Annotated in this window: 22 protein-coding genes and 1 pseudogene; 14 read left to right on the top strand and 9 right to left on the bottom strand. The window is 63.7% G+C overall.

The annotated features are described in order from the left end of the window. Positions 1–102 precede the first annotated feature (102 nt). Positions 103–756 (bottom strand): DUF305 domain-containing protein, encoded by a 654-nt coding sequence (locus tag ONR57_RS01460; RefSeq protein ID WP_265121076.1) that lies wholly within the window; start codon positions 754–756, stop codon positions 103–105. Between the two features lie 146 nt (positions 757–902). On the opposite strand from ONR57_RS01460, the gene ONR57_RS01455 reads away from it, so the two are divergent. The 3 genes from ONR57_RS01455 (at position 903) to ONR57_RS01445 (ending at position 2,980) form a co-directional block, all read left to right on the top strand. Continuing rightward, a complete protein-coding gene (locus tag ONR57_RS01455) occupies positions 903–1,595 on the top strand; it encodes a YHS domain-containing protein (RefSeq protein ID WP_265121075.1) in 693 nt (230 codons plus the stop codon). 120 nt (positions 1,596–1,715) lie between these two features. Beyond that, complete coding sequence (locus tag ONR57_RS01450; RefSeq protein WP_265121074.1) at positions 1,716–2,081, top strand: BlaI/MecI/CopY family transcriptional regulator; 366 nt, start codon at positions 1,716–1,718, stop codon at positions 2,079–2,081. Next, positions 2,081–2,980: a M56 family metallopeptidase gene (locus ONR57_RS01445; RefSeq protein WP_265121073.1), complete on the top strand. Its 900-nt coding sequence runs from the start codon at positions 2,081–2,083 to the stop codon at positions 2,978–2,980. The genes ONR57_RS01450 and ONR57_RS01445 overlap by 1 nt, the downstream gene beginning before the upstream one ends. A 79-nt stretch (positions 2,981–3,059) precedes the next feature. Here ONR57_RS01445 and ONR57_RS01440 read toward each other — a convergent pair whose 3' ends face one another. Both ONR57_RS01440 and ONR57_RS01430 read right to left on the bottom strand, forming a co-directional pair. Beyond that, entirely contained in the window at positions 3,060–3,353 is a 294-nt protein-coding gene (locus ONR57_RS01440) for a DUF6636 domain-containing protein (protein ID WP_265121072.1), read from the bottom strand. A gap of 1,178 nt (positions 3,354–4,531) precedes the next feature. Beyond that, on the bottom strand, positions 4,532–4,912 hold the full coding sequence (locus ONR57_RS01430; protein WP_265121069.1) for a hypothetical protein: 381 nt from the start codon (positions 4,910–4,912) through the stop codon (positions 4,532–4,534). Between the two features lie 136 nt (positions 4,913–5,048). Between ONR57_RS01430 and ONR57_RS01425 the strand changes: the two genes are divergently transcribed. From ONR57_RS01425 to mgrA, 4 genes are all read left to right on the top strand, one after another. Further along, positions 5,049–5,564 (top strand): flavin reductase family protein, encoded by a 516-nt coding sequence (locus ONR57_RS01425; RefSeq protein WP_265121068.1) that lies wholly within the window; start codon positions 5,049–5,051, stop codon positions 5,562–5,564. A 244-nt stretch (positions 5,565–5,808) separates the two neighbouring features. Continuing rightward, positions 5,809–6,648: a Bax inhibitor-1/YccA family protein gene (locus ONR57_RS01420; protein WP_265121066.1), complete on the top strand. Its 840-nt coding sequence runs from the start codon at positions 5,809–5,811 to the stop codon at positions 6,646–6,648. A gap of 204 nt (positions 6,649–6,852) precedes the next feature. After that, positions 6,853–7,650: a GntR family transcriptional regulator gene (locus ONR57_RS01415; RefSeq protein ID WP_374116365.1), complete on the top strand. Its 798-nt coding sequence runs from the start codon at positions 6,853–6,855 to the stop codon at positions 7,648–7,650. 18 nt (positions 7,651–7,668) lie between these two features. After that, positions 7,669–8,727 carry an L-glyceraldehyde 3-phosphate reductase gene (gene mgrA, locus ONR57_RS01410; RefSeq protein ID WP_265121064.1) on the top strand — a complete coding sequence of 353 codons (1,059 nt, stop codon included), beginning with the start codon at positions 7,669–7,671 and terminating at the stop codon, positions 8,725–8,727. Positions 8,728–8,793: 66 nt separating this feature from the next. Here mgrA and ONR57_RS01405 read toward each other — a convergent pair whose 3' ends face one another. Both ONR57_RS01405 and ONR57_RS01400 read right to left on the bottom strand, forming a co-directional pair. Beyond that, complete coding sequence (locus tag ONR57_RS01405; protein ID WP_265121062.1) at positions 8,794–9,243, bottom strand: PTS glucose transporter subunit IIA; 450 nt, start codon at positions 9,241–9,243, stop codon at positions 8,794–8,796. Between the two features lie 9 nt (positions 9,244–9,252). Then, positions 9,253–9,483: a PTS glucose/sucrose transporter subunit IIB gene (locus ONR57_RS01400; RefSeq protein WP_265121060.1), complete on the bottom strand. Its 231-nt coding sequence runs from the start codon at positions 9,481–9,483 to the stop codon at positions 9,253–9,255. 190 nt (positions 9,484–9,673) lie between these two features. Here ONR57_RS01400 and ONR57_RS01395 point away from each other — a divergent pair, with 190 nt between their 5' ends. Genes ONR57_RS01395 through nagB form a run of 5 tightly spaced genes read left to right on the top strand, consistent with a single transcriptional unit; the run spans position 9,674 to position 14,870 of the window. Further along, positions 9,674–10,906, top strand: a complete 1,233-nt coding sequence (locus tag ONR57_RS01395) for a PTS transporter subunit EIIC (RefSeq protein ID WP_265121059.1) — start codon at positions 9,674–9,676, stop codon at positions 10,904–10,906. Between the two features lie 45 nt (positions 10,907–10,951). After that, positions 10,952–11,218 (top strand): HPr family phosphocarrier protein, encoded by a 267-nt coding sequence (locus ONR57_RS01390; RefSeq protein WP_265121057.1) that lies wholly within the window; start codon positions 10,952–10,954, stop codon positions 11,216–11,218. 16 nt (positions 11,219–11,234) lie between these two features. Beyond that, entirely contained in the window at positions 11,235–12,890 is a 1,656-nt protein-coding gene (gene ptsP / locus ONR57_RS01385; RefSeq protein ID WP_265121056.1) for a phosphoenolpyruvate--protein phosphotransferase, read from the top strand. Next, positions 12,887–14,101 (top strand): N-acetylglucosamine-6-phosphate deacetylase, encoded by a 1,215-nt coding sequence (locus tag ONR57_RS01380; protein ID WP_265121054.1) that lies wholly within the window; start codon positions 12,887–12,889, stop codon positions 14,099–14,101. The genes ptsP and ONR57_RS01380 overlap by 4 nt, the downstream gene beginning before the upstream one ends. Positions 14,102–14,114: 13 nt before the next feature. Then, complete coding sequence (nagB, locus tag ONR57_RS01375) at positions 14,115–14,870, top strand: glucosamine-6-phosphate deaminase (RefSeq protein ID WP_265121052.1); 756 nt, start codon at positions 14,115–14,117, stop codon at positions 14,868–14,870. A 120-nt stretch (positions 14,871–14,990) separates the two neighbouring features. On the opposite strand, the gene ONR57_RS01370 is transcribed toward nagB, so the two are convergent. The 3 genes from ONR57_RS01370 to ONR57_RS01360 all read right to left on the bottom strand — a co-directional run bounded on the left by ONR57_RS01370 (position 14,991) and on the right by ONR57_RS01360 (position 19,035). Further along, positions 14,991–16,532: a S1C family serine protease gene (locus ONR57_RS01370; RefSeq protein ID WP_265121051.1), complete on the bottom strand. Its 1,542-nt coding sequence runs from the start codon at positions 16,530–16,532 to the stop codon at positions 14,991–14,993. Between the two features lie 154 nt (positions 16,533–16,686). Further along, positions 16,687–17,904 (bottom strand): acetyl-CoA C-acetyltransferase, encoded by a 1,218-nt coding sequence (locus ONR57_RS01365; RefSeq protein WP_265121050.1) that lies wholly within the window; start codon positions 17,902–17,904, stop codon positions 16,687–16,689. Positions 17,905–17,958: 54 nt separating this feature from the next. Continuing rightward, the gene (locus ONR57_RS01360; protein WP_374116364.1) at positions 17,959–19,035 is read right to left on the bottom strand and encodes an SGNH/GDSL hydrolase family protein; all 1,077 of its coding nucleotides are present in this window, start codon (positions 19,033–19,035) and stop codon (positions 17,959–17,961) included. A gap of 177 nt (positions 19,036–19,212) precedes the next feature. On the opposite strand from ONR57_RS01360, the gene ONR57_RS01355 reads away from it, so the two are divergent. Both ONR57_RS01355 and ONR57_RS01350 read left to right on the top strand, forming a co-directional pair. Then, positions 19,213–20,601, top strand: a complete 1,389-nt coding sequence (locus ONR57_RS01355) for a cystathionine beta-synthase (protein WP_265121049.1) — start codon at positions 19,213–19,215, stop codon at positions 20,599–20,601. A 148-nt stretch (positions 20,602–20,749) separates the two neighbouring features. Beyond that, the gene (locus ONR57_RS01350) at positions 20,750–22,120 is read left to right on the top strand and encodes an MBL fold metallo-hydrolase (protein WP_265121048.1); all 1,371 of its coding nucleotides are present in this window, start codon (positions 20,750–20,752) and stop codon (positions 22,118–22,120) included. A gap of 78 nt (positions 22,121–22,198) precedes the next feature. Here the strand turns inward: ONR57_RS01350 and ONR57_RS23465 are convergent. Further along, a pseudogene (locus ONR57_RS23465) lies at positions 22,199–22,558 on the bottom strand (transposase); the annotation flags it as partial. Positions 22,559–22,773 lie beyond the last annotated feature (215 nt).

Below are 22,773 nucleotides of genomic sequence, written 5' to 3'. Positions count from 1 at the left end.
CCGGCCCCAGCCGCAGCGCACCTGTGCGCCTGCCACGGTCGCGAACGAGATCACCGCATTGGCCCGCTTGCCTGGCGGCCCAGGTGCCTGCCTGGGTGCCGTTCACAGCTCGTCGAGTAGCTGCCGCATCTCGGTGATCTCCTGCTGCTGGGTTTCGATGATGGTGTTGGCCATTTCCGTCGCGCCGGGATGGGTACCCTCATCGACCTCGCGCTGGGCCATCATGACGGCACCTTCGTGGTGCACAATCATGTGCTCCAGAAATAGCCGCGCCGCGTCATCGCCCTCGGCATCAGCGAGGGCCTGCATGTCTTCTGCTGACATCATTCCCATACCTCCGGGGCCTGCGTGCATATCATCTGCGGCCATCTCGTGCCCGGGCATGCGCATCCCGTTGCCAGGTTGCATCGGCATACCAGTCGGGGGAACATCCTCGCCCCAGGCGGAGAGCCACTCCGACAGTTGTTCGACCTCTGGTGTCTGGGCCGCCTTGATGTCCTCGGCCAGCGCAAGCACCCGGTCGTCGATCCCGTCCTTCGCCAGAAGCATGTCACTCATCTCGATGGCCTGGTCATGGTGCGGAATCATCATCTGCGCGAACCAGACATCTGTCGGGCTGACTTCACCTGTTACGACGTCTTCAGCGGCGGGCGGGGCGGCGGTAGTGTCAGGATCCACTGCACCGTCGTCGCCGCACGCGGCGGTACCGATCAGCACGGCGACAGCTGCGGCAGCTGCTGCGACAGTTCTTTTCACCTCAGACTCCTATCGGGTAAGGACACTTTCGTGTCCGGCACGTCTGTTCAATGCTACTAAGTACATTAGTAATAACGCGAGTGCTGAGGACTCGTGGGGGTGTAAATGCAAGTGCAAGGCTGAAGGGCCCGGCTTAAGCTGACGGGGTGGCGACGGGATGCGATGGTGCGGAGCCGCTGTTCAGAGCGGAGGGCACGTTCATCTTCGCCGATCTGGCCGGGTTCACCGCGCTGACTGAAGCGCACGGCGATGAGTCAGCCGCTGACCTTGCGCACGAGTTCGTCTGCGCAGCTGCGCCGGTGTTGTCCGAGTGCGGGGCTGAACAGGTCAAGACCCTTGGTGATGCGCTCATGCTGCGGGTACCAGAACCAGCTGCCGCCATCCGCCTCGGCCTGCTGCTCGCCAACGATCTCCTTTCGGGTTATGGATATCCGGACGTGCGGGTGGGGATGCATCACGGCACCGCCGTGTCGCGAGACGGCGACTGGTTCGGGTCGACGGTGAATATCGCGTCACGCATCGGCGCGCTCGCTGGGCGGCGGCAGGTGCTAGCCAGTCAGGCAGTAGCTGACGCAGCAGGTGACATTCCAGGTGTATCACTCACTCCGCTTGGCCCCCGCAGCCTGCGGAATATCCCCGTGCCAGTTGAGTTGTTCGAGGCGGAATGGGCAGACCGCCCAGCCCGCGAATCGGTTCTTGATCCGGTGTGTCAGATGACTTTGGACACTGATCACGCGCCGCACCGGCTGCGACACGATGGGACGATGTATTACTTCTGCTCGGCCGCATGCGCCGGGAAGTTCGCCGCATCGCCGGAGAGCTACCCTCAGGGCCGGTAGCGGACGATGCCCCGTAACCGGACGTCATTGATGCACGTGCTGGGACCTGCCTGGGCGCGCTACTGTGTCCACTAAACCGATTAGTAATTGGGCGGCAAAGGCTGCTGGTGGAGGGCAACAGTGCGTATTACCGGTGAGCTTGAGACCGCGATCATGAATGTGCTGTGGTCGCGGGACCAGTCGTGCACCGTCCGCGAGGTGCTGGAGCGCTTAAGAGCTGACCGGGACATTGCCTATACCACCGTGATGACGGTGATGAACATTTTGTACACCAAGGGGTGGCTGCTGAGGGACAAGCAAGGTCGCGCCTGGAGTTACCGGCCCGTTATGTCGCGCGAGGAGTACAGCGCGCAATTGATGCGTGAAGCACTGCATTCGAGCCCGGACACACGCGGTGTTTTCACGCATTTCGTGTCAGGATTCAATGAGGAAGAATCCGAGGCTTTACGTGACGCTCTGACGCGCCTGACTGAGCGGGAGCACTGATGCTTTTGATCGCGGGCTGCCTGGCCATCACTGGGCTTGCAGGCGCAGTGTTGTTGCCCGGGCCGCTGTCGCGAATCCGGACCGAGCACTCCCCTCGGATAGGCATTGCAATGTGGCTGGTGGCGGTCGGTGGCGTGCTGATCGTGTGGCTGGCGGCGGCGCTCACTGCGCTGATGGCTCTTGCCTATCCGCGATTGGCTGCAGGTGCAGCGGTTTCGCACGACGGACTTTCGCTGCTGCTGCACAGCGCGCTAGGCGTGCTGGCGACGGTCGGCATCACGTGGCTGGTAATCGCTGCGGCGTGGCAGTTTTGCCGCGACCGGGCCGCCCGCAAAACTCACTGCCAGGCGTTACGCCTGGTGTCCAGTGCGGCGCCCCGCCTCGGCAGCAACGTCGTTGTGGTGGAGTCACCACAGCGGTCCGCCTATAGCGTGGCGGGACGCGGCGGAACCATCGTGGTCACCAGTGGAATGCTCAAAGGACTCAGCCACAACGAAGTTCAAGCCGTCCTCACGCATGAAGCCGCTCACCTGTCCGGGCACCATCAGACTCTCTTATCGGTACTCAGCAGTCTCGCTCGGGCTGGTGCATGGCTTCCGTTATTTCCTGCCGCGCTGAATGCCGTCAGTCAATTGCTCGAAATGCGTGCGGACGACATCGCGGCCCGCAGCCACGGCCCCGGTCTCCTCATGACAGCCCTGGTGTCAATGACGGCCGGGCCGGCATTCACTATGAGCGCGGGAGGAAACGGCGTCCTCGCGCGGGCGGAACGACTCGTCGCGCCCGTCAGCGGCCGTCGCAGAGCGTTCCATGCCGCTGCCGGCCTGACAGGTGCTGCCGCCGCTGCCGCAGCGCCTGTGGTGCTCGGTGCGGCGCTCCTCACCGCCTGTGGCTTCTGATTATCCACCATCCTGACGGCACCTGACGTGGCCGGAGCGCTAAAGCCCGCGACCTGAATTCTGCGTTAGAACTGCCAATTCAGAAGATCCGATACGCATCGCGGGACAGGAAGAACCCGCTGCCCGTCAGGTTATGAAAGCAGGTAACACCGCTGGCTTCGCTGGCACATATCGTCTTGCCGATTTGGGTCCTGTGGTCGTAGTCGAGGACGGGGTACGAGCCGAAGACGGTGTCACCGGCGCACACGAACCCGGACTCCTCGAAATCGACGGAGAGTGACTGTCCCCAGGCGAGGTCGCATTCGACGGCACTCGTGGGAGTGTAGGTGTAGTCGAGAATGTCGCACCGGGCTTCATGCCGGCAGCGCGCCATATGTCCCCGGTCTCGTTCCCGTGGAGTTGACGTGATGATAACCGCGATGATCGAGCGCGCGCTGGACTGGCAGATAAGCTAGCGCCTGTGAGCGGCTCGCGGGTATGCACCAAGCGCTTTCCCGCTTTGCTGCTCTTCGTCGCCCTTGCGCTCGCTGCTCAGGTGGTCACTGGCTGCGCACGGCCCTCGCCAGAAACCGTTGCGGCCGCTGAACGATTCGAGCGGGAGATCGCGAGCGCCGCCCTCCCCGGGGTGCGGACAACAGACGTAAAGGTGCATGGGAACAAGGGCGGCGGTGGCGACCGAGTCGCCGTTGTGGTGACGATGCGCCCAGAAGCGAGCGATACCGACGTTATCCGAGTGGGCGCGACGCTAGGCGAGTATGGGGCTCGGCAGGACTTCCGGGCCGGGTACACAATCCGTCAGCCGAATGGCCGGTCACTTTTTCGCAGCTCGCCGGAGTCAGAATTTCACCTCGCGTCGCTGGACACACCGGCTGCCGTCCTGACGGCCGGAGTGCCCTTGTGGCGTGAAGTGAGAGACGTCTTCCGGGTGCCCGTCCATGCCGAGTATCCGGACAATTCCGCGCGGACCAGATTCACGGTGATGCTGCCAGAGGAAACTGACCCTCTCGTTGCCTTCTCCAGGATCGCCGAACTCCCTGCCGCGCACGACGACGGGTACACCTGGTACCTCAAGCAAGAACCGGGCTCGCGCGTGTTCATGTCGCACGGTCTGCCCGGGCCGCAGGTCACTGCGCTGTGGGAGACTTTCGATTCTGCTGTCGCTGGGGTGGAACCCTCCGGCGCGGCGTTACTACGGTTGATCGCGTACGAGCACATGCTTGAGGTGCAGGTTAACGTCGATTTCTCAGATGCGAGCCCGCAGGCGGTTCCGCCGGATCAGTTCACGCCGGATGAGTACTGGGAACTCGTCGGGCCGATCGCGGAAGCCCACCTGCAGGCGCTGCACGACACCGGGCAACCGTTTCTATACCGGCTTAATCGCGGTGGCTCGCACGAGACGCTGGAGGTATTCCCGGTCATGCGAATAACGTCGACCGGTTGCGTGCCAGAAGAGTCGTTCCGTGCCCCATGGAACGAGGTGGCTTATGAGTTGTATGCCCGGATGAGTGGCGACGCGTCTCTCGAATGTCCTTGATTCGCAGCGGTCCGGCGTCAGGGATAATCGAAGTATCGCTCACCATCGATATCGATGGTGATGCTTGTCATCGTGCCTTCGGCATCGCCGTGGACATCGCAGTAATACGCCGAATCAACATCTTCCCCGGCGGCGTCCTCACCGCGCACACGCCCGCTGATCTGCCACGTGAACGGTTCGTCTTGCGTGGCTCCGATACCGGAGAAACGCGCGCCGTCGGGAATCTGCATCACGCGAAGAACCGTTTCTTCGCAGTACACGTGCGCGAGCGCCTCCGGGATGCCGCGTTCACGCTGGGACCACATCACGACGAACGCGACGGTCAGAGCGAATAGCGCAACGGCAGCCGCGATCGACAGTTTGAATGTCAGGCTGCGTGTGCGGGCACCCTCGGCCACTGCGTGAGTACCTCTTTCTTGTGCTGATGAGTTCAGTATCGTCCGCGAGGGTATACCTGTGAGCAGACAAGTGCTCATGGTGCATCTAAGGTCGAGGATGCAGCGATGCAGGGAACGGGAAGGCAAGGGACGGGCGATGTCGGTGGGTCACGAGGCGCAGCCATCCGTCAGTGACTTGTTCCGTAACGCGTTTCGGCGGCACCCGGCAGGCCTCGCGATAATTTCGGCGAGCGGTCCTGACGGGCCAGCGGGGATCCTGTCGTCCTCGGTCGCGTCGGTAGGAATTGATCCACCCGCGCTGTCATTCACAATTTCGACGACGACGGCATCCGCGCAAATCGTGCGCAGCGCGGAAACCGTTGTCGTCCACCTGCTCGATGCTGCGGACCTGAAGCTTGCCCAGACGTTCGCGAAGCCGGGAAGCGTCCGCTTCGGTGACGATATGGCGTGGGAGTATCTGCCGACGGGCGAACCGATCCTCGTTGAGACGAAGTCGTACTTGCGCTGCCGTCATCTCGGACACCTCGACGTGGGGGATTCGTCGATCGTCGCCGCGGAGGTGCTGAGCGTGCGCCAGACCGAGTCAACGGCGCTCCCGCTCGTCTACTCGAACCGGGCGTTCCATATTTTCCACGAGTTCCCGCTGCGCTGATGAGTTAACGATTCGGTCCTGATCAGGCGCTTGTGTGCCGCACTACACAGACGTCGTAGCAAAGAGCGGGTAAAGTTCCGGGGGAGGCATTGTTGAGGAACATGTGGCTCATGTGAGTTTCCGGCGCTGGGAACTCCCCGAACTACTTGTTCGTTGACGTTGCAGAATCGGGAGACACCATCGGGCACTGGACCGGCAACGGCGTGTGCAGAAGCCCGGCACAGAACGGAAGGGACATCCTAAGGTGCGCACCACCAGCAACCCGGTGTTCAAGAACCTGCCGAAAGGCCCCGGGGGTTACGCAACATTCGGTAGTGGATCGGCAGGCGCTTCGCAGGCTGCCTACCAGTACGGCCAGCAGACGGCGCCGCAGTACACGCCATCCGCCCCGCAGCGGGCGATGACGGTCGATGATGTCGTCACAAAGACCGGCACCACTCTTGGTGTCCTGACCGTCACCGCGGTCCTGTCTTACTTCCTCACCAACACCAACCCAGGTCTCGCGCCGATCCTCGTCTTCGGCGGCATGATCGTCGGCCTGGTCCTCGTACTTGTTGCCGTCTTCGGTAAGAAGATGGACAACCCGGCCATCGTGCTCAGCTACGCGGCTGCCCAGGGCTTGTTCGTTGGTGGCCTTTCGTGGCTGTTCGCGAATGTCATGGTCGCCGGTATCTCCGCGGGTGCGCTGATTGGCCAGGCGGTGCTCGGTACCTTCGGCGTGTTCTTCGGCATGCTGATGGTGTACAAGACCGGTGCAATCCGCGTGACGCCGCGCATGACACGCATGGTGGTTGCCGGCATCTTCGGCGCGCTTGTGCTGATGATCGGCAACCTGGTTGCCAGCTTCTTCATGGACGGTGGCTTCGGCCTCCGCGACGGTGGCCCGCTCGCGATCATCTTCTCGCTCTTCGTGATTGGCCTCGCAGCGTTCAGCTTCCTGATCGACTTCGACGCCGCTGACGAGATGATCCGCCAGGGCGCACCGGAGCGTGCCGCCTGGGGCGTCGCACTCGGCCTCACCATCACACTCGTCTGGCTGTACATCGAGATCCTGCGCCTGCTGAGCTACTTCAACCAGGAGTGATCTCGCCTCAACGAAACCGGCCCCCAACTCGGGGGCCGTTTTTGTTTGCGCCGCAGCCCCACAGATTCACGAGAAACGCGTCAGATTCACGGCCTTAACCGATGAATCTGACGCGTTTCTGGTGAATTTAGCGCCCGAGTCTGGTCATAACCAGCAATGACCACGCTATACTGAAGCTGCCCGTCACGATGTCCGTGCGAGAGGTTGACCGTGTCTGAGAACCCCACCCTGCCTGACCGAGCTGTGCAGCAGGTTCTCGCTGACGGGCCGATTCCCAAGCATGAACAGTTGCGCGCGATCCTCCTCGACTTGTGCCGCACCGCCCTCCAGCCTGGTGACATGCTGCCCAGTGAGCGAAAACTGGTCGACGAATACGGCGTGAGCCGTATTACGGTCCGGGAGGCGGTCGGCCAGCTCGTCGCTGACGGGGTGCTCGAGCGGGTCCCGGGCAAAGGCACGTTCGTGGCGCGCAGGGCAGTGCGCTCGACGCTGCACCTCGCGTCTTTTCACGAAGACATGCGCCGCGCCGGCGCCATCCCCTCAACGCGGGTCCTCCAGGCCGAACGGGCGGTCCCGCCACCGGACGTCGCGTCACTGCTTCGCTTGCGGCCCTTCGACGAGGCCTTCCATATCGTCCGCCTGCGGCTTGCGAACGAGCAGCCTATTAGTGTGGACGACGGCTGGTACAACCCGGCGTATCTTCCTGATTTGCTGTCTGCGGATCTTGAGGCGTCGCTGTACGAGCAGTTCGATAACAAATACGGCGTGCCAATCAACCGAGCGGAACAGTCAGTGGCTGCTCGCGCGTGTCCGGCTGAGACTGCGCGCCATTTGCAGGTAGATGAAGGGGATCCGGTGCTGGTGTTCGACCGGGTGTCCTATAGCGACAAATTGCCGATTGAGCGCGCTGTCTCCACCTATCGCGGTGATCGGTACCAGCTCCAGATGAGCCTGGATGAGACGTCACCGCAGGGTGGCTCCAACACGGGGCAGGTGCGCTGACAGGGAAGGACTACCACCGTGGTTTACGACGCTTACGAGGCCGCAGCGCAGCGATACGAGCCGATGCCGTATCGCACCTGCGGCCGCAGTGGCCTCAAATTGCCCGCAGTATCGCTCGGCCTGTGGCACAACTTTGGTGACGATAAGCCGCTCGAAACGCAGCGGGCGATCCTGCGCCGCGCCTTCGATCTCGGTGTCACGCATTTCGATCTGGCAAACAACTATGGCCCGCCGTACGGGTCGGCGGAAATCAACTTTGGACGCGTGCTCGCGGAGGACTTCCGGCGCTACCGGGATGAACTCATCATCTCGTCTAAAGCTGGCTGGGATATGTGGCCGGGCCCCTACGGTTTCGGCGGGTCGCGTAAGTATCTGCTCGCATCGCTGGATCAGTCGCTGCAGCGGATGGGCCTCGACTACGTTGACATCTTTTACAGCCACCGGCCGGACCCGGAAACGCCGCTGGAGGAGACGATGGGGGCGCTGGATCAGGCCGTCCGGTCCGGGAAGGCGCTGTACGCGGGGATATCGTCCTACGGCCCGACACTAACCCGCAAGGCTGCGAAGATCATGCGCGAACTCGGCACCCCGCTGCTGATACACCAGCCGTCGTACTCGATGGTGAACCGCTGGGTGGAGGACGGGGAGCCGTCACTGTTGCAGGCAGCTAGCGATGAAGGGCTCGGCGTGATCGCTTTTTCGCCGTTGGCTCAAGGGCTGCTCACTGATCGGTATCTCGGTGGCGTGCCCGCGGATTCGCGAGCTGCGGCCGGAAAGAGCCTAGCGCAGAGCATGGTCGCGTCGGAGAACCTGGAGCACGTGCGTGCGCTCAACGAGATCGCGGCAGCACGCGGCCAGTCACTGGCGCAGCTCGCGATTTCGTGGGTGCTGCGCAGGCAGGCCTACCCGGTGACGTCGGCGCTAATCGGCGCCTCGAGCGTCGCGCAGCTCGAAGCGAACCTCGCATCAGTCCAGCACCTGAGTTTCACGCCTGAGGAGCTCGCGCGCATCGACGAGCACGCGGTCGATCTCGGAATCAATCTATGGGGCGACGCCACTGCATCGAAAGAGCACTAGGTTCTCACCGGCTGTGGGAGTTTGCACTGCGTATGCCCCGTGCAAACTCCCACAGGCCGTGCACAATCATGGGTGCCAGGTGAGCAGGGGATCGCCGGCGGCCACCTCGGTCGCGGTGACGGTGGCTGTATCTGGCTTGCTGTCGAGAACCACCACGGGACAAATATCGTCGTAACCTGCCGCGACAACGGCTTCTGGGTCAAAGGTGACGACCGGGTCGCCCGCGTTGACTCGGGTCTTTTCGGCCGCGAGGAGCGCGAAGCCCTCGCCCTTCAGCTGGACGGTATCGATACCGATGTGCACGAGCACGCCAACGCCCTCATCGCCGACGATGACGAATGCGTGGGGGTGCAGCTTTGCTATCGTGCCGCTGATGGGTGCGACCGCAGTGAGCTTTTCACCTGAGCGTGCGGGTTTTACGGCAGCTCCGGCGCCGACGAGCTGCTGGGCGAAGACTGGATCAGACACAGTGGTCAGTGCGACGACTGTTCCGGGCAGGGGGCTCACAAGATTCATATCGTCAGCTCACAGAAGGTCGTCGATGTCTTCGGCGAGGTTCTCCGCCTCCGGTCCCACGACAACTTGGACGATCGACCCGGCGCGAACGACGCCGTGCGCGCCAGCGGCTTTGAGTGCCTCGTCGTTGACGAGGTTAGCGTCGTTCACCTCAGTGCGAAGGCGGGTGATGCAGGCTTCGATTTCGACGATGTTGTCTGCGCCGCCGAGTGCGCTGAGAATGCTTTCGGCCTTGGACATGGTCACTCCCTGTGTGGAGAAGAGCGTTGCTCTATGGTTCGGATCACATAAATTCTGACCAGACTATTGACAAGCGGTGCTGTGATTGCCCATTCTGATCTCACTGGTCATAACCAGACAGTACCTGTCACAGCCAGAGTGGGCAAGACCACAATTTCACGTCTCAACCCGACACCCGATCGAGGTTCTCATGACCGCAATGACAGCAGGTGCCCCTCCGGCGCCGAAGCAGAACCGGGCACTCGCCGGTCTTCAGCGCATCGGCCGCAGCCTGATGCTCCCCATTGCCGCGTTGCCAGCGGCCGGCCTGCTCCTGCGCCTCGGCCAGGACGACCTGCTGGGCCGATTTTCCGCTCTCGAGGTCCCCGCAAGCGTGATATCCGCAGCTGGCGGTGCGCTCTTCGCGAATCTCGGCCTGATCTTCGCGGTCGGCATCGCCATCGGCTGGGCTAAGAAAGCCGACGGCTCTACGGCGCTCGCCGCGGTAGTCGGCTACCTCGTGCTGATGGGCGTCTTCGACGCGCTGTCACCCGTGGTGCTGGAGGGCGAGACGGCGCCCGACGGCAGCCAATTGATGATCAATTACGGAGTCCTCGCGGGCATCGTCACCGGCCTGCTGGCGGCGATACTGTGGCAGCGGTTCTACCGGAAGACACTGCCGGACTATCTCGGCTTCTTCTCCGGCCGGCGCTTGGTGCCGATCATCACCGCGGTCGTGATGATGCTGGTCGGTGTCCTGATGGCACTCATCTATCCGCTTTTCAACAACGGGCTGACCTGGGTCGGTGAAACCGTCAACGAGAACAGCGTCATCGGTGGCGGAATCTTCGGCATGATCAACCGCCTCCTCATTCCGCTCGGTCTGCACCACGTCGTCAACTCTGTGGTGTGGTTCATCGTCGGCGAGTACGACGGCGTGCGAGGTGACCTGCCTCGCTTCTTCGCCGGTGACCCGGACGCGGGCATTTTCATGACCGGCTTCTTCCCGATCATGATGTTCGCGCTACCGGCTGCCGCGCTCGCGATCTGGCATGAGGCTCGCCCCACGCAGAAAAAGGTCGTCGGCGGCATCATGCTCTCGACCGGTCTCACCGCGTTCCTCACCGGCATCACCGAGCCCCTCGAATACTCCTTCATGTTCATTGCGTGGCCGCTCTACCTGATGCATGCCTTCCTGACCGGCACGTCGCACGCACTGGTCAACGCGCTGGAGATACGTGACGGTTTCACTTTCTCAGCAGGTCTTTTCGACTTCGTTCTGAACTGGGGCAAGGCCACAACGCCCTGGCTGCTCATCCCGATCGGTCTCATGTACGCCGTCATCTACTACGTGATGTTCCGGTTCGCGATCCGCAAGTGGAACCTTCGAACGCCCGGACGTGATGAGGAAAACGGCACCGCCGACACCACCGCATCGAAGTAGTCCACCCGCCCTCCTCGCTCAGCCACCAACCGAAGGAACCACCACATGCTCAGCCGCACCACCACGATCGGATCAACCGTTGGACTTCATGCCCGCCCCGCAGCCCAGTTCGCGAAGGCCGCGTCTGCGACAGGTCTCGCCGTCACCATCGCCGTCGACGGTGGCGAACCAGTAGACGCCACCAGCCTGCTGGCAGTCATGACGCTTGGCGCCGCGCATCAGCAAACCGTGACGCTTACGGCGGAAGGGAAGGGCGCGGAGGAAGTGCTCGACTCTCTGGCCACGCTGCTCAGCACCGACCTCGACGCCTGATCGGAGCCGAGCCACGATGTTTACCGGAATTGGTGTCAGCCCCGGCACCGTAATCGCCCCGGCCCTGCAGCTCGCACCACCCGTGCCAACGTCCGCGGAAGACGAGCGCGCCGACACGGCTGGCGAACTCACCGCCATGCGCAACGGCTTCACCAATGCGGTCATGCAGTTGCGAGCAGAAGCTGGCCGCCGTGAGGGCGATGCCCGCGACGTTCTCGAGGTTGCTGCCCAGATCGCGGACGACAGCGCGCTGCACGCAGCCGCCGAAAAGCACATTACCGAAGGCGCGCCAGCTGCTCACGCGGTCACCCTCGCCGCCGCCGAGTTCGCGACGATGCTCGAGAGGCTCGGCGGCTACATGGCCGAGCGTGCTGCGGATCTGCGGGGTGTGCGTGACCGGGTTGTCGCATCCATCAAAAACGTTGCACTGCCAGGCATCCCGCAACCGGGATACCCGTACGTGCTGGTGGCAAAGGACCTCACTCCAGCAGACACTGCCACCCTCGGTGGCAGCGATGTGGCCGCAATCGTCACGGAGGAAGGCGGGCCGACCAGTCACACGGCGATCCTGGCGCGGGCACTGGGCATCCCGGCGGTCGTCGCCGTGTCTGGGGCTACTGCGATCAGCGCGGGGACCGATCTTCTCGTCAACGGGGCGCGTGGCGTGGTGGTCGCTGACCCGACAGAGGAGCAGCGGCTGTCCGCAACCGCGGCGGAAGCGACGGCGCTGCTGACGAGTGGCCCTGGCCAGACGCAGGACGGGCATCGGGTGAGCCTGCTTGCCAACATCGCTGGACCGGGGGACAGCGCCGCCGCCCACGAAGCTGACGCGGAGGGTGTCGGGCTTTTCCGCACGGAGTTCGCGTTCCTCGACCGTGCGTCGGCACCGTCGTTCGAGGAGCAGAAACAGCTTTACGTCGACGTTCTCGCGCAGTTCCCGGGCCGGAAGGTGGTGGCCAGGACGCTCGATGCGGGCGCGGACAAACCGCTTCCATTCCTGCCGCTTGGGACCGAGGAGAATCCGGCGCTGGGCGTACGCGGACTGCGGACGAGAACGCGCTTCCCAGCGCTTCTCGAGACGCAACTGCACGCACTTGCTGCGGCAGCCGCGGAAACCAGCGCTGATCTGTGGGTGATGGCGCCAATGGTCGCCACCACCGACGACGCAGCAGAGTTCGCAGCGCTCGCTCGCCAGTACGGGCTTCAGACTGCGGGCGCCATGATCGAAGTCCCGTCAGCTGCTTTGCGCGCCGGTGACATTCTGACCGAAGCCGCGTTCGTCAGCATTGGAACGAACGACCTCACGCAGTACACGCTCGCGGCGGACCGCATGCTCGGCGCAGTCGCGCATCTGCTTGATCCGTGGCAGCCAGCGCTGCTCGACCTGGTCGCTCTCACCGCCGCTGTGGCCGAGGGAAAGCCAGTCGGCGTGTGTGGGGAGGCAGCAGCCGATCCGCTGCTCGCGCTCGTCTTCACCGGGCTTGGCGTATCCAGTCTCTCGATGACGCCGCGCGCGATCGCTGCGGTGCGCACAGCATTACACGCGGTCACGCACGAACAGTGCCAGCAATTCGCGGCCGCAGCGCGCAAGTCCCGCACAGCTGCGCAAGCACGCAGCGCTGTGCGAGCCCTAGCCCCAGCCAGCCTGCTGAGCGATGTGGGTCTCTCATGAATGCCGATCGGGAAATGACAGCACTGCACGGCCGAATCATCACCGGCACCGAAGTCATCAGCGACGGTGTTGTCACGTTCAGCGACGGTGTGATCACGTGGGTGGGCCACGCACGCGACTTCACCGGTCACGCGACCGATACCGGTGCGACGCTGGTCCCCGGTTTCGTTGACCTGCACTGTCATGGGGGTGGGGGTGCAGGATTCAGCGGGGATCCGGATGCCGCGCGCGCGGCTGCCGCCTACCACCGGTCACGGGGAACCACCACGCAGATGGCGAGCCTAGTGTCAGCGCCGGGGGATGTGCTCGAGACACAGGTGTGTGCGCTCGCACCGCTGGTACAGCGCGGTGAACTCGCCGGAATTCACCTCGAAGGGCCGTTTCTGTCGGCAGCGAAGTGCGGTGCGCAAGACCCCGCTGCGATCATCCCTGGCGACCCGAAGTTGCTGGGCCGCGTCCTCGACGCCGGAGGCGGCACGGTCCTGAGCCAGACGCTCGCCCCCGAGACTGCACACTTCGCGGAGCTCGTGGCGCTGCTGCGGGCGCGCGGTGCGGTGCCGTGCGTCGGTCACACGTCAGCGGACGCGGCGACCACGCGACAGGCGCTGCAGTCTTCGTCAGGGAAATGGTGCGCAACGCACCTTTTCAACGCGATGCCACCGCTCTTGCATCGCGAACCGGGCCCGGTTTCCGCGTGCCTCAGTGCAGCAGCGTCCGGCGACATGGTCGTGGAGTTGATCGCTGACGGTGTGCATCTCGCCCCAGAGACAGTGCGTATGGTGTTCGACCTTGTAGGGCCAGGCCAAGTCGCGCTAGTAACGGACGCTATGGCAGCGGCCGGTATGGCGGACGGCGACTACATGCTGGGCGCGCTGGATGTGCGCGTCGAAGAGGGCGTTGCCCGGCTGCGCGACGCCGCCCACCGTGGAGCTGACGGCAAGCTGCCCATCGCTGGCGGCACAGCCAGCATGATCGACGTTGTACGCCACACCGTCGCGGCGGGCGTGGACCTGCTGAGCGCCGTGCAAGCCGCCACCGTGACCCCAGCCCGTCTGATCGGCGCCTACGCTGGAAGTATCGCCCTCCGATACCCCGCGAACATTGTTGCCCTCGGCGACAACCTCGAGCCGGTGCGCATCTGGTTCCGGGGTGAAGAACTCAGCGGCCGGACGACCTCCGCCGCCGGTACACCCGCTCCCAGCCACCCATAACGGAGAGCTACAAATGGAAATTCGTATTGAACGTCAACTATCCGGTGTCGCGGTTTCGGTCGCTGACGTGATCGAAGGCTACGTCCGGTCTGGCGCGGTGACGCTCGGCCTCGCGACGGGTTCATCGCCGATACCCGCGTACCGTGAGCTGATTCGGCGGCACCGCGAAGAAGATTTGAGTTTCGCGCGGGCCCGCGCTTTTCTGCTCGACGAATACGTTGGACTGCCGCGCAGCCACCCACAGTCGTACTACTCCGTCATTCGGTCTGATTTCGTGTCACATGTCGACCTCGCGGACTCTGCGGTGCAGTCCCCGTCGGGAGATGCAGTGGATGCGGCGGCTGAAGCTGCGCGGTACGACGCCGCAATACACGCCGCGGGTGGTGTGGATGTGCAGATTCTGGGCATCGGCAGCAACGGGCACATCGGGTTCAACGAGCCGGGGGAGCCGCTCGATTCGCGCACCCACGTGGGTGTCCTCGCGGAGCGAACCCGCCAGGACAATGCGCGGTTTTTCGGAAGCCTCGAGGAGGTGCCGTCGCAATGCATCACGCAGGGGCTAGGCACTATTCGCGAAGCACACCACCTCGTGCTCGTGGCCACTGGTGCGCGTAAAGCTGACGCGCTGGCGGCGGCCCTGCATGGCGAGGTCACGCCCGACTGCCCAGCGTCGGTGCTCCAATTGCACGCAAACGTCACCGTTATCGCGGACGAAGCGGCTGCGGCGGGACTTTACGGTGCGGAGATCAGGGCTGGGCAGACCGCTTGAGCCTTCAGCTCCCTATACCTCTTTTCAGCGGGCATGTACAGATTGTGCATTTTGCAATGACATTCGCCTGAAATGGACGTGGTTGCCGGAAAGGGGTATAGGGGGTGGGTCCGGCCTTCATCAGGACAGAACGAATGTCGCGAGCACCTGGTCGAGTGCGGCGAAGTCTCGCTCTTCGTTGACCTGAATCTGGACGCCGATCAGGGCGCTGCGATCCTCGGGCATCACACTGACGATGATGTACAGCGCCCCGGTGCCGCCGCATTCCTCGAACAGGTCGTACACCCCGGTGTAGAGCGGGTCGGAATAGTCGAACCTGCCACCGTAGCTGCACATGCCGTGAAAGTCCTCGGCGAGGCGTTCGAGGTAGGCGGCTTCGTCGTAACTTCCCGCGAGGTCCCGCGACGCTGTCACGATCACGCCGGGTGTAGTCCAGCCCGACATGAAGGCTTGCAGATTATTCGAGGCGCGGACGTCGATGAACTCGGCACCCTCCGAGGTGAATGGCGCTCCGTCCACGTCACCCCACTCGGCGGGCACGGAAACGGAAAGGGCGCCGCTGTCGTCACTGATCGTGACGTAGTTGGTGTACTCGGCAGCACCGCTGGCGACGCTGTCGCCAAGTTCGTCCGCGAACGAGAACTTCTGCTCCAAGGCGGCACCGCCGAGCTGGCCGCTCATCACCTCTTGCGACGCGAACCGGACCACGTCGACTGACATCACATCGTCGGCGGATCGGCTGCGCAGGATGTCGCAGAAGTCGGCCATCGTCCCGTCGGTGGCGAGTTCGAGGCGTTCAAGATGGGTGATGATGTCACCGGGTTCGAGGCCGGCCTCGTCGGCGGGGGAGCCAGATGCGACCGCCGCCACCCAGATGCCGTTGAGCCCTGCGCCGTCAGTCACTGCCTGCCCATTGATCCCGATCGACGTGACATTCTCGCCGCCCCGGAGGCGATCGACGAGCGGCCGCGCTTCTGATGAATTGATCGCGAAGTACTGGCGAGCATCATGATTGCCCGCGTAGTTCACCCCCACGACCTGACCATCGGTGGTGACGAGCGGGCCGCCGGAGTTGCCGGGGTTGATGGTGGCGTCGTGTTCGATCACTGAATCGACGGACGCCCAGTCGGTGTCACCATCAGCCCGCGCTTTCGACACAATGCCGCGCGTCAGCGTGAACTCGGGATCACCGAGCGGATATCCCGCTGTGTACACATCGAGTCCGACGGAAGCATCGCCGTCGTGCCACGCGAGGAACGGGAAACCGTCCCCTTCGATATCAATCACGGCGAGATCAGAGCACTCGGAGTAGCCGAGCACACGCGCGTTGCGGGGCTGCTGCTCACCGTCAATGTGCACGCGGAGCAGTGCGGCACCGGTGACCACGTGGTTATTGGTGACCGCGATGCCGCTTGGGTCGATGATGAAGCCGGTGCCGCTGCCTGCGGCGTTCATCTGGACACCCACTTCGGGGTCGACGAACGTGCCTTCGGCGACGATGCGCACGGTCGCGGCGCGCACCCCTTCCAGGTCGGTTTGCGCGCCCGCTGGCTGACCGGCCGCGCCATTCGTCTGGTTGTCGCCTGACTCCCCGCCACAGCCGACGAGCACCAGGATCGCGATGCTGAATACCGCCGCAAGCTTCCGTGCCGAACGCATCATCTTTACCCACTTTCTCGGTGAAAGGTGATGGGGTCCGGCCGCCTTGCTATCGAGGTGCCGTGAGCCATCAGGCGAAATCGTACTCCGCTACAACCACTTCGGAGTTACATTCATTCGCCAAAAAATGACGGCGTGTGAAAATCGTCCTCGCGCGTCAGCTGAGGCGCTCGAGGATGATCGCCATCCCCTGACCGCCGCCCACACACATCGTTTCGAGGCCGAACTGCTTGTCGTGCGTCTGGAGGTTGTTGAGGAGAGTGGTGGTAATGCGGGCGCCGGTCATCCCGAAAGGATGACCAAGCGCGATCGCGCCGCCGGAGACGTTCAGTGTGTCTTCGTCGATGCCCAGTTCTCGGGCGGAGCCAAGCACTTGCACCGCGAACGCCTCGTTGATCTCGAAGAGATCGATGTCCGACAGGGACATTCCGGCGGTCGCGAGGGCGCGCCTCGTCGACTCGATCGGCCCAAGACCCATGATTTCCGGTGACAGCCCGGACACACCAGTCGCGACGATCCGGGCGAGCGGTGTGAGGCCGAGCGCTTTCGCTTTCGTGTCACTCATGATCACAAGCGCCGCGGCCCCGTCGTTGAGCGGGCACGCGTTGCCAGCCGTGACCGTGCCGTCCGGGCGGAATACTGGCTTCAGCTGGCTCACGGCCTCGTACGTGGTACCAGGCCGCGGGCCGTCATCCGTCGCCACCTGCGAGCCGTCGGGAAGCGTGACGGGAGTGATCTCCCGGTCGAAGAAGCCAGAGTTGATCGCGGCTTCGGCACGGTTCTGCGAACGAACACCCCAGTGGTCCTGGTCTTCGCGGCTGATACCCGTTAGCTGGACGACGTTCTCGGCGGTCTGGCCCATCGCGATGTAGGCGTCGGGGAGCAGTCCGTCCTCACGCGGATCGTGCCAGGTGACACCGCCCTGTGCGGTGTGCGCGGTCCGTTCCTCGGCTTCCGCGAATTTCGGGTTCTTCGTGCCGGGAAGCGAATCCGAGTTGCCGTGGATGAAGCTCGACACGCTTTCCACACCGGCGGAGATGAAGACGTCACCTTCACCGGCTTTGATCGCGTGCAGTGCCATGCGCGTGGTCTGCACGGAAGAGGCGCAATACCGGGTGATCGTGGTGCCTGGAAGGAAGTCATAGCCGAGCATCACCGCGACGGTGCGGGCCATGTTGAACCCTTGCTGCCCGCCCGGGAGCCCGCAGCCGAGGATAAGGTCGTCGATCTCGGTCGGATCGAGCTCAGGAACCTTCCCCAGCGCGGCTGCCACCATTTGGGCCGCGAGATCGTCAGGCCGGATCTCTTTCAGCGAGCCTTTCATCGCGCGCCCGATAGGCGACCGGGCGGCGGCGACGATGACAGCCTCAGGCATGAGAACTCCTTCGAGTGCGGATGGTTATGTCACACCAGCGTAGTCCCCAGGTGATCACTTCTTCCGGCGCTGGCGCCGTGCGATGCGGGTGAGGCGGGCGGCGGCGTCGGCACCGTAAGGGCTGCTTGGCTGCGCCGGCGATGAGCCCTGCGGCGCAGTGCGATGCCGGAACCAGAGCCGGTTCGCCGCATTCCAGATCCGGACGGTCGGACGGCGGGCTTCAGCTGCGGTGGAGAGTTCGGGCAGCTCCTCGAGCGGGCCGCCCTTCCACACGCCGAGCGCGGTGCACAGTACTGGCAGTATGTTCTCTGCGGCGAGCTCGTATCCCGCGGGGGACGGGTGAAAGCGATCGGACGAGAACAACCGGTCGGGCGCGGCCAGGAACTCAGGTGTGAGGAGGTCGGCCAGCCGCACCGGGTGACCGCCTTCGACCAGCGTCACCGCGGCTTGTGCACGGGCCAGACGCAGCCCCCATCGGCGCATCACGAAACGCAGCGGCTGCGGAATTTCAGCCACGATCCCGAAGTCGGGACAGGTCCCGACCACGACGACAACACCATGCTCACGGAGCCTGCGCACGGCATCTCGGAGCCGCTGCGCCGCCCGGCGCACAGATTGTCGCGCGGTGACGTCGTTTGCGCCCACAAGAATGACCGCGGCATCCGGTGGGCTGCCCGCGATCAGCGCGGCATCCACTTGGCCTTTCAGGCCCTTCGAGGTGGCCCCACTGATCGCTTTGGTGCTCAAACGCACGCGCTTGCCCGATTCCTCGGCGAGGCCGCGGGCCAGCCGCACACCTGGCGTTTCGTCGGCGAACGTCGAACCAAGACCCGCCGCGGTGGAGTCCCCGAACACCATCAGATGAATGTCGGCGCGGCGCGAGGAACTCCACCGTTCGGGCCGTCCGCCGTACGGGTTGTACACACCGTCCGCTTCGGGCGGAAACGGGGGAAGCTTGCCGATCCGGCCGCGAGCAGTGCGCGCCTGCGCGGCGAGAAAGTTGTAAGTGGCCCAGCTCGCTGCGCCTGCTGAAGTGGCACTGATCGCGGCGGCGGCAGCTGCCCGGGCCGCGACGTGGCTGCGTGTATCTGCCGGACGCGTGCGTGCGGAGCGCTGGCGGCGTGGTGCCACGTCGTACCTCCCCTCAACGCTTACGCTCCGCAGATCTGGTGATGCCCCGATTTGCAACGTCCTCAGGGCGGCATGTCCATTCAAATTTATACCGGTGATCATGTCTGAGCCCACCGGTGATGACCCTTATCGGACCGCGATGCGTACTTCGCGCGCGACATCTGGGACCATGGAGATATGCGCATTGCAGATCACGTGGTCGACCTCATCGGCAATACCCCGCTGGTGAAGCTGAACTCAGTGGCGGAGGGAATCCAGGGCATCGTCGCGGCGAAGATTGAATACCTCAATCCGGGCGGCAGCTCAAAGGACCGTATCGCTCTGAAGATGGTGGAAGCGGCCGAGAAAGAGGGCAAGCTCAAGCCTGGCGGCACCATCGTCGAGCCGACATCCGGTAACACGGGTGTGGGACTCGCGCTCGTCGCCCAGCAGCGGGGATACAAATGTGTATTCGTCTGCCCCGACAAGGTGAGTGAAGACAAACGCAATGTACTGCGCGCATACGGCGCCGAAGTCGTGGTGTGTCCGACGGCCGTGCCGCCGGACCATCCCGACAGCTACTACACGGTCTCCGACCGTCTGACGAAGGAAATTCCCGGCGGCTGGAAGCCGGACCAGTATTCCAACCTGAATGGCCCCGAGAGTCACTATGAGACGACCGGGCCGGAAATCTGGCGTGACACGGACGGCAAGGTCACCCACTTTGTCGCGGGTGTGGGGACTGGCGGCACAATCACCGGCACGGGACGGTACCTGAAGGAGGTCTCGGACGGCGCGGTGAAGATCATCGGTGTGGATCCCGAGGGTTCTGTGTACTCCGGCGGCACTGGCCGCCCGTACCTGGTCGAGGGTGTGGGGGAGGATTTCTGGCCGACCGCCTACGACCCTGCGATTCCGGACGAAATCATCGCCGTCTCCGACGCAGACTCGTTTGAAATGACCCGTCGGCTCGCTCGTGAGGAAGGTCTCCTCGTCGGTGGCTCCTGCGGTATGGCCGTCGTCGGCGCTCTGGAAGTAGCGCGCCGCGAGGGTCCCGACGCGGTAGTCGTCGTTCTGCTGCCCGATGGCGGTCGCGGCTACATGTCGAAGATCTTCAATGACGCCTGGATGTCCTCGTATGGGTTCCTGCGCACCCGTCTCGACGGCACTACGGCCGCGTCCACCGTGGGCGACGTCCTTCGCGGCAAGTCGGGCAAACTGCCGGATCTGGTGCATACGCACCCCCAGGAAACGCTGCGCGACGCGATCGAGATCATGCGCGAGTACGACGTGTCACAGATGCCGGTGGTCGGCGCGGAGCCGCCGATCATGGCAGGTGAGGTCCGCGGCTCGATCAATGAACGTGACCTGCTCGGCGCGGTCTTCGAGGGGCGTGCGTCCCTCGCGGATCCCGTGAGCAAGGTGATGGGTCCGGCGCTGCCGCTCATCGGTACGGGTGAGACAGTGGACGACGCACAGAAGGCCCTTGCTGATACGGACGCCCTGATGGTAGTCGAGGATGGCAAACCAATTGGTGTGATCACCCGTCACGACCTGCTGGTGTTTTACAGCTCAGGCCTCGCCTGACGATTCATCTGCGAATCCGCCACGGATACTCGGTCTCCCTTTGGGGTATACCCCGTGAAGTGAGCCAGTATCGGGGGCGGATTTTTTCGCGTAGGTAAATACCCCTAGGCGTATTGTGGAAGGAACCGCTTGCGACGGGAGGCAGAAGATGCACATCACGACCATCGAAACCTCAAGCCTGGGCGACCGCTCGTACCTTGTCGATGATGGCGCTGTCGCCGCAGTGATCGACCCGCAGCGCGACGTGGATCGGGCGCTCGCTGCCGCCGGTGCGCGCGGCGTCAGCATCACACATGTCTTCGAAACGCACATCCACAACGATTACGTCACCGGTGGTCTCGAGTTGTCGCGCGTCACCGGGGCAGAGTACGTGCTGTCGAATATGGACGAGCTGAGCTTCCGGCACCGCGCGATCGCCGACGGTGAGGTCGTGGACGTCGGTTCGCTGCGCTTCAGGGCGATGCACACACCTGGGCACACCCACCATCACTTCAGCTACGTGGTGCTCGATAGCGGCGGTGCGCCGGCCGCTGTGTTCACCGGTGGGTCAATGCTTTACGGCACCACGGGGCGTACGGACCTGTTAGGGCCAGAGCACACTACCGACCTTTCGCACAAGCAGTTCCACTCGGTGCGCAAGCTCGCGGACGCGCTGCCCGAGGACGTCGAGGTGTATCCGACCCACGGTTTCGGCAGCTTCTGCTCGTCGACACCGGCCGCCGAGCAAGACTCGTCCACAATCGGGGCGGAAAGACGAACGAACCCCGCACTGACGCAAGACGAACAGACGTACGTCGACGAACTCATGGCTGGTCTCACCGCTTACCCCGCCTACTACGCGCACATGGGAGTGATCAACCAGGAAGGGCCGGAACCGGTTGATCTCCGTACGCCTGAGCCCGTTGAACCGGCCGCGCTGCGCCGGCGCATCGACGCCGGTGAGTGGGTGGTCGATTTGCGGAACCGGCGGGCATTCGCCTCCGGGCATTTAGCGGGCACTACGGGATTCGAGCTGTCCAACAGCTTCGTGACCTACCTCGGCTGGCTCTATACGTGGGGCGCGCCAATCACGCTGATTGGCGACAGCTCGGATCAGGTGCGCGACGCGCGCCGGGACCTCGCGCGAATCGGGATCGACAACGTGACAGGAGCGGCGGTCAGCGAACGCGACCGCCTCGGTGACCTCGCGCTGCGGGACGGCGATGTCCGCTCCTACCGGGTGGCGACGTTCGCTGACCTCGCGCGAGAAAGAGACGAGCGCGATCTGGTGGTGCTCGATGCGCGCCGCAAAGACGAGCACAATGAATCAGCCATTCCAGGTGCAATCAACATTCCCATCCATGAGGTGCTCGCCCGCAGGGATGAAGTTCCCGGTGGTGAGGTGTGGGTGCACTGCGAATCCGGGTACCGGGCGTCGATCACGGCGTCGCTGCTCGATCGCGATGGCAGAACAATAGTGCTGATCGACGACGCGTTCGATGAAGCGGAAGAGCTCGGTCTCACCCGCGCCTCTGCCTAAGAGTTGATTCATAAGTATCTGCGGTGGTTGAGGTTGTAGAGGTGGGCGACTGCTTGGGCGGCGTTGTTGATGTTGTCGCCGCGTCGGCCGGCATTGTCGAAGCATCTGCCAGTCCTTCATGCGGGCGAGGATGTGTTCGATTCTGGCCCGGATTTTCCGGTGTGCGGCATGGCGGTGGTTGTCGGTTTTCGGTGGCGGTAGCGTCGCACCGGGTAGGGACCGGTAACCACCGTCGGTCAAGGTAGTCACGCCTGGCGGGAGGGTGACGGTCGCTTTAGCGACGATGATGTCGTTGCGGTTGCCCGGCCACGCCCTGCCAACGTGCACGATCCTGCGAGATGTGGTGGCGAGGACGTGGATGGTGACTGACCGACGGTAGTTCTTCGATGGCTTCGTGAGTTCCTGGTCGTGCACCGGGATCAGTGTTCCGTCCAGCAACAAGGTTTCACCGGATCGGACATCACCGCTGGTGAATAGGGCCGCGATGGCTGGGAGTAGGTCGCGGATGATGCGGTGCGCGGTGGACTGGCTGGTGCCGAAGATCGGGGCGTGTCAGATGGTCTGTGTAAGGGTTCGGTCCGTCTGAGAGGAGATGATGGACCTTGTGACAGATGATAGGGAGCATCGTGGGTCAGATGTAGCGGCAGAACTGG

This window comes from Hoyosella sp. YIM 151337 (assembly GCF_026041215.1).
GTDB lineage: Bacteria > Actinomycetota > Actinomycetes > Mycobacteriales > Mycobacteriaceae > Hoyosella.
This window is presented reverse-complemented; position numbering and strand designations above follow the sequence as displayed.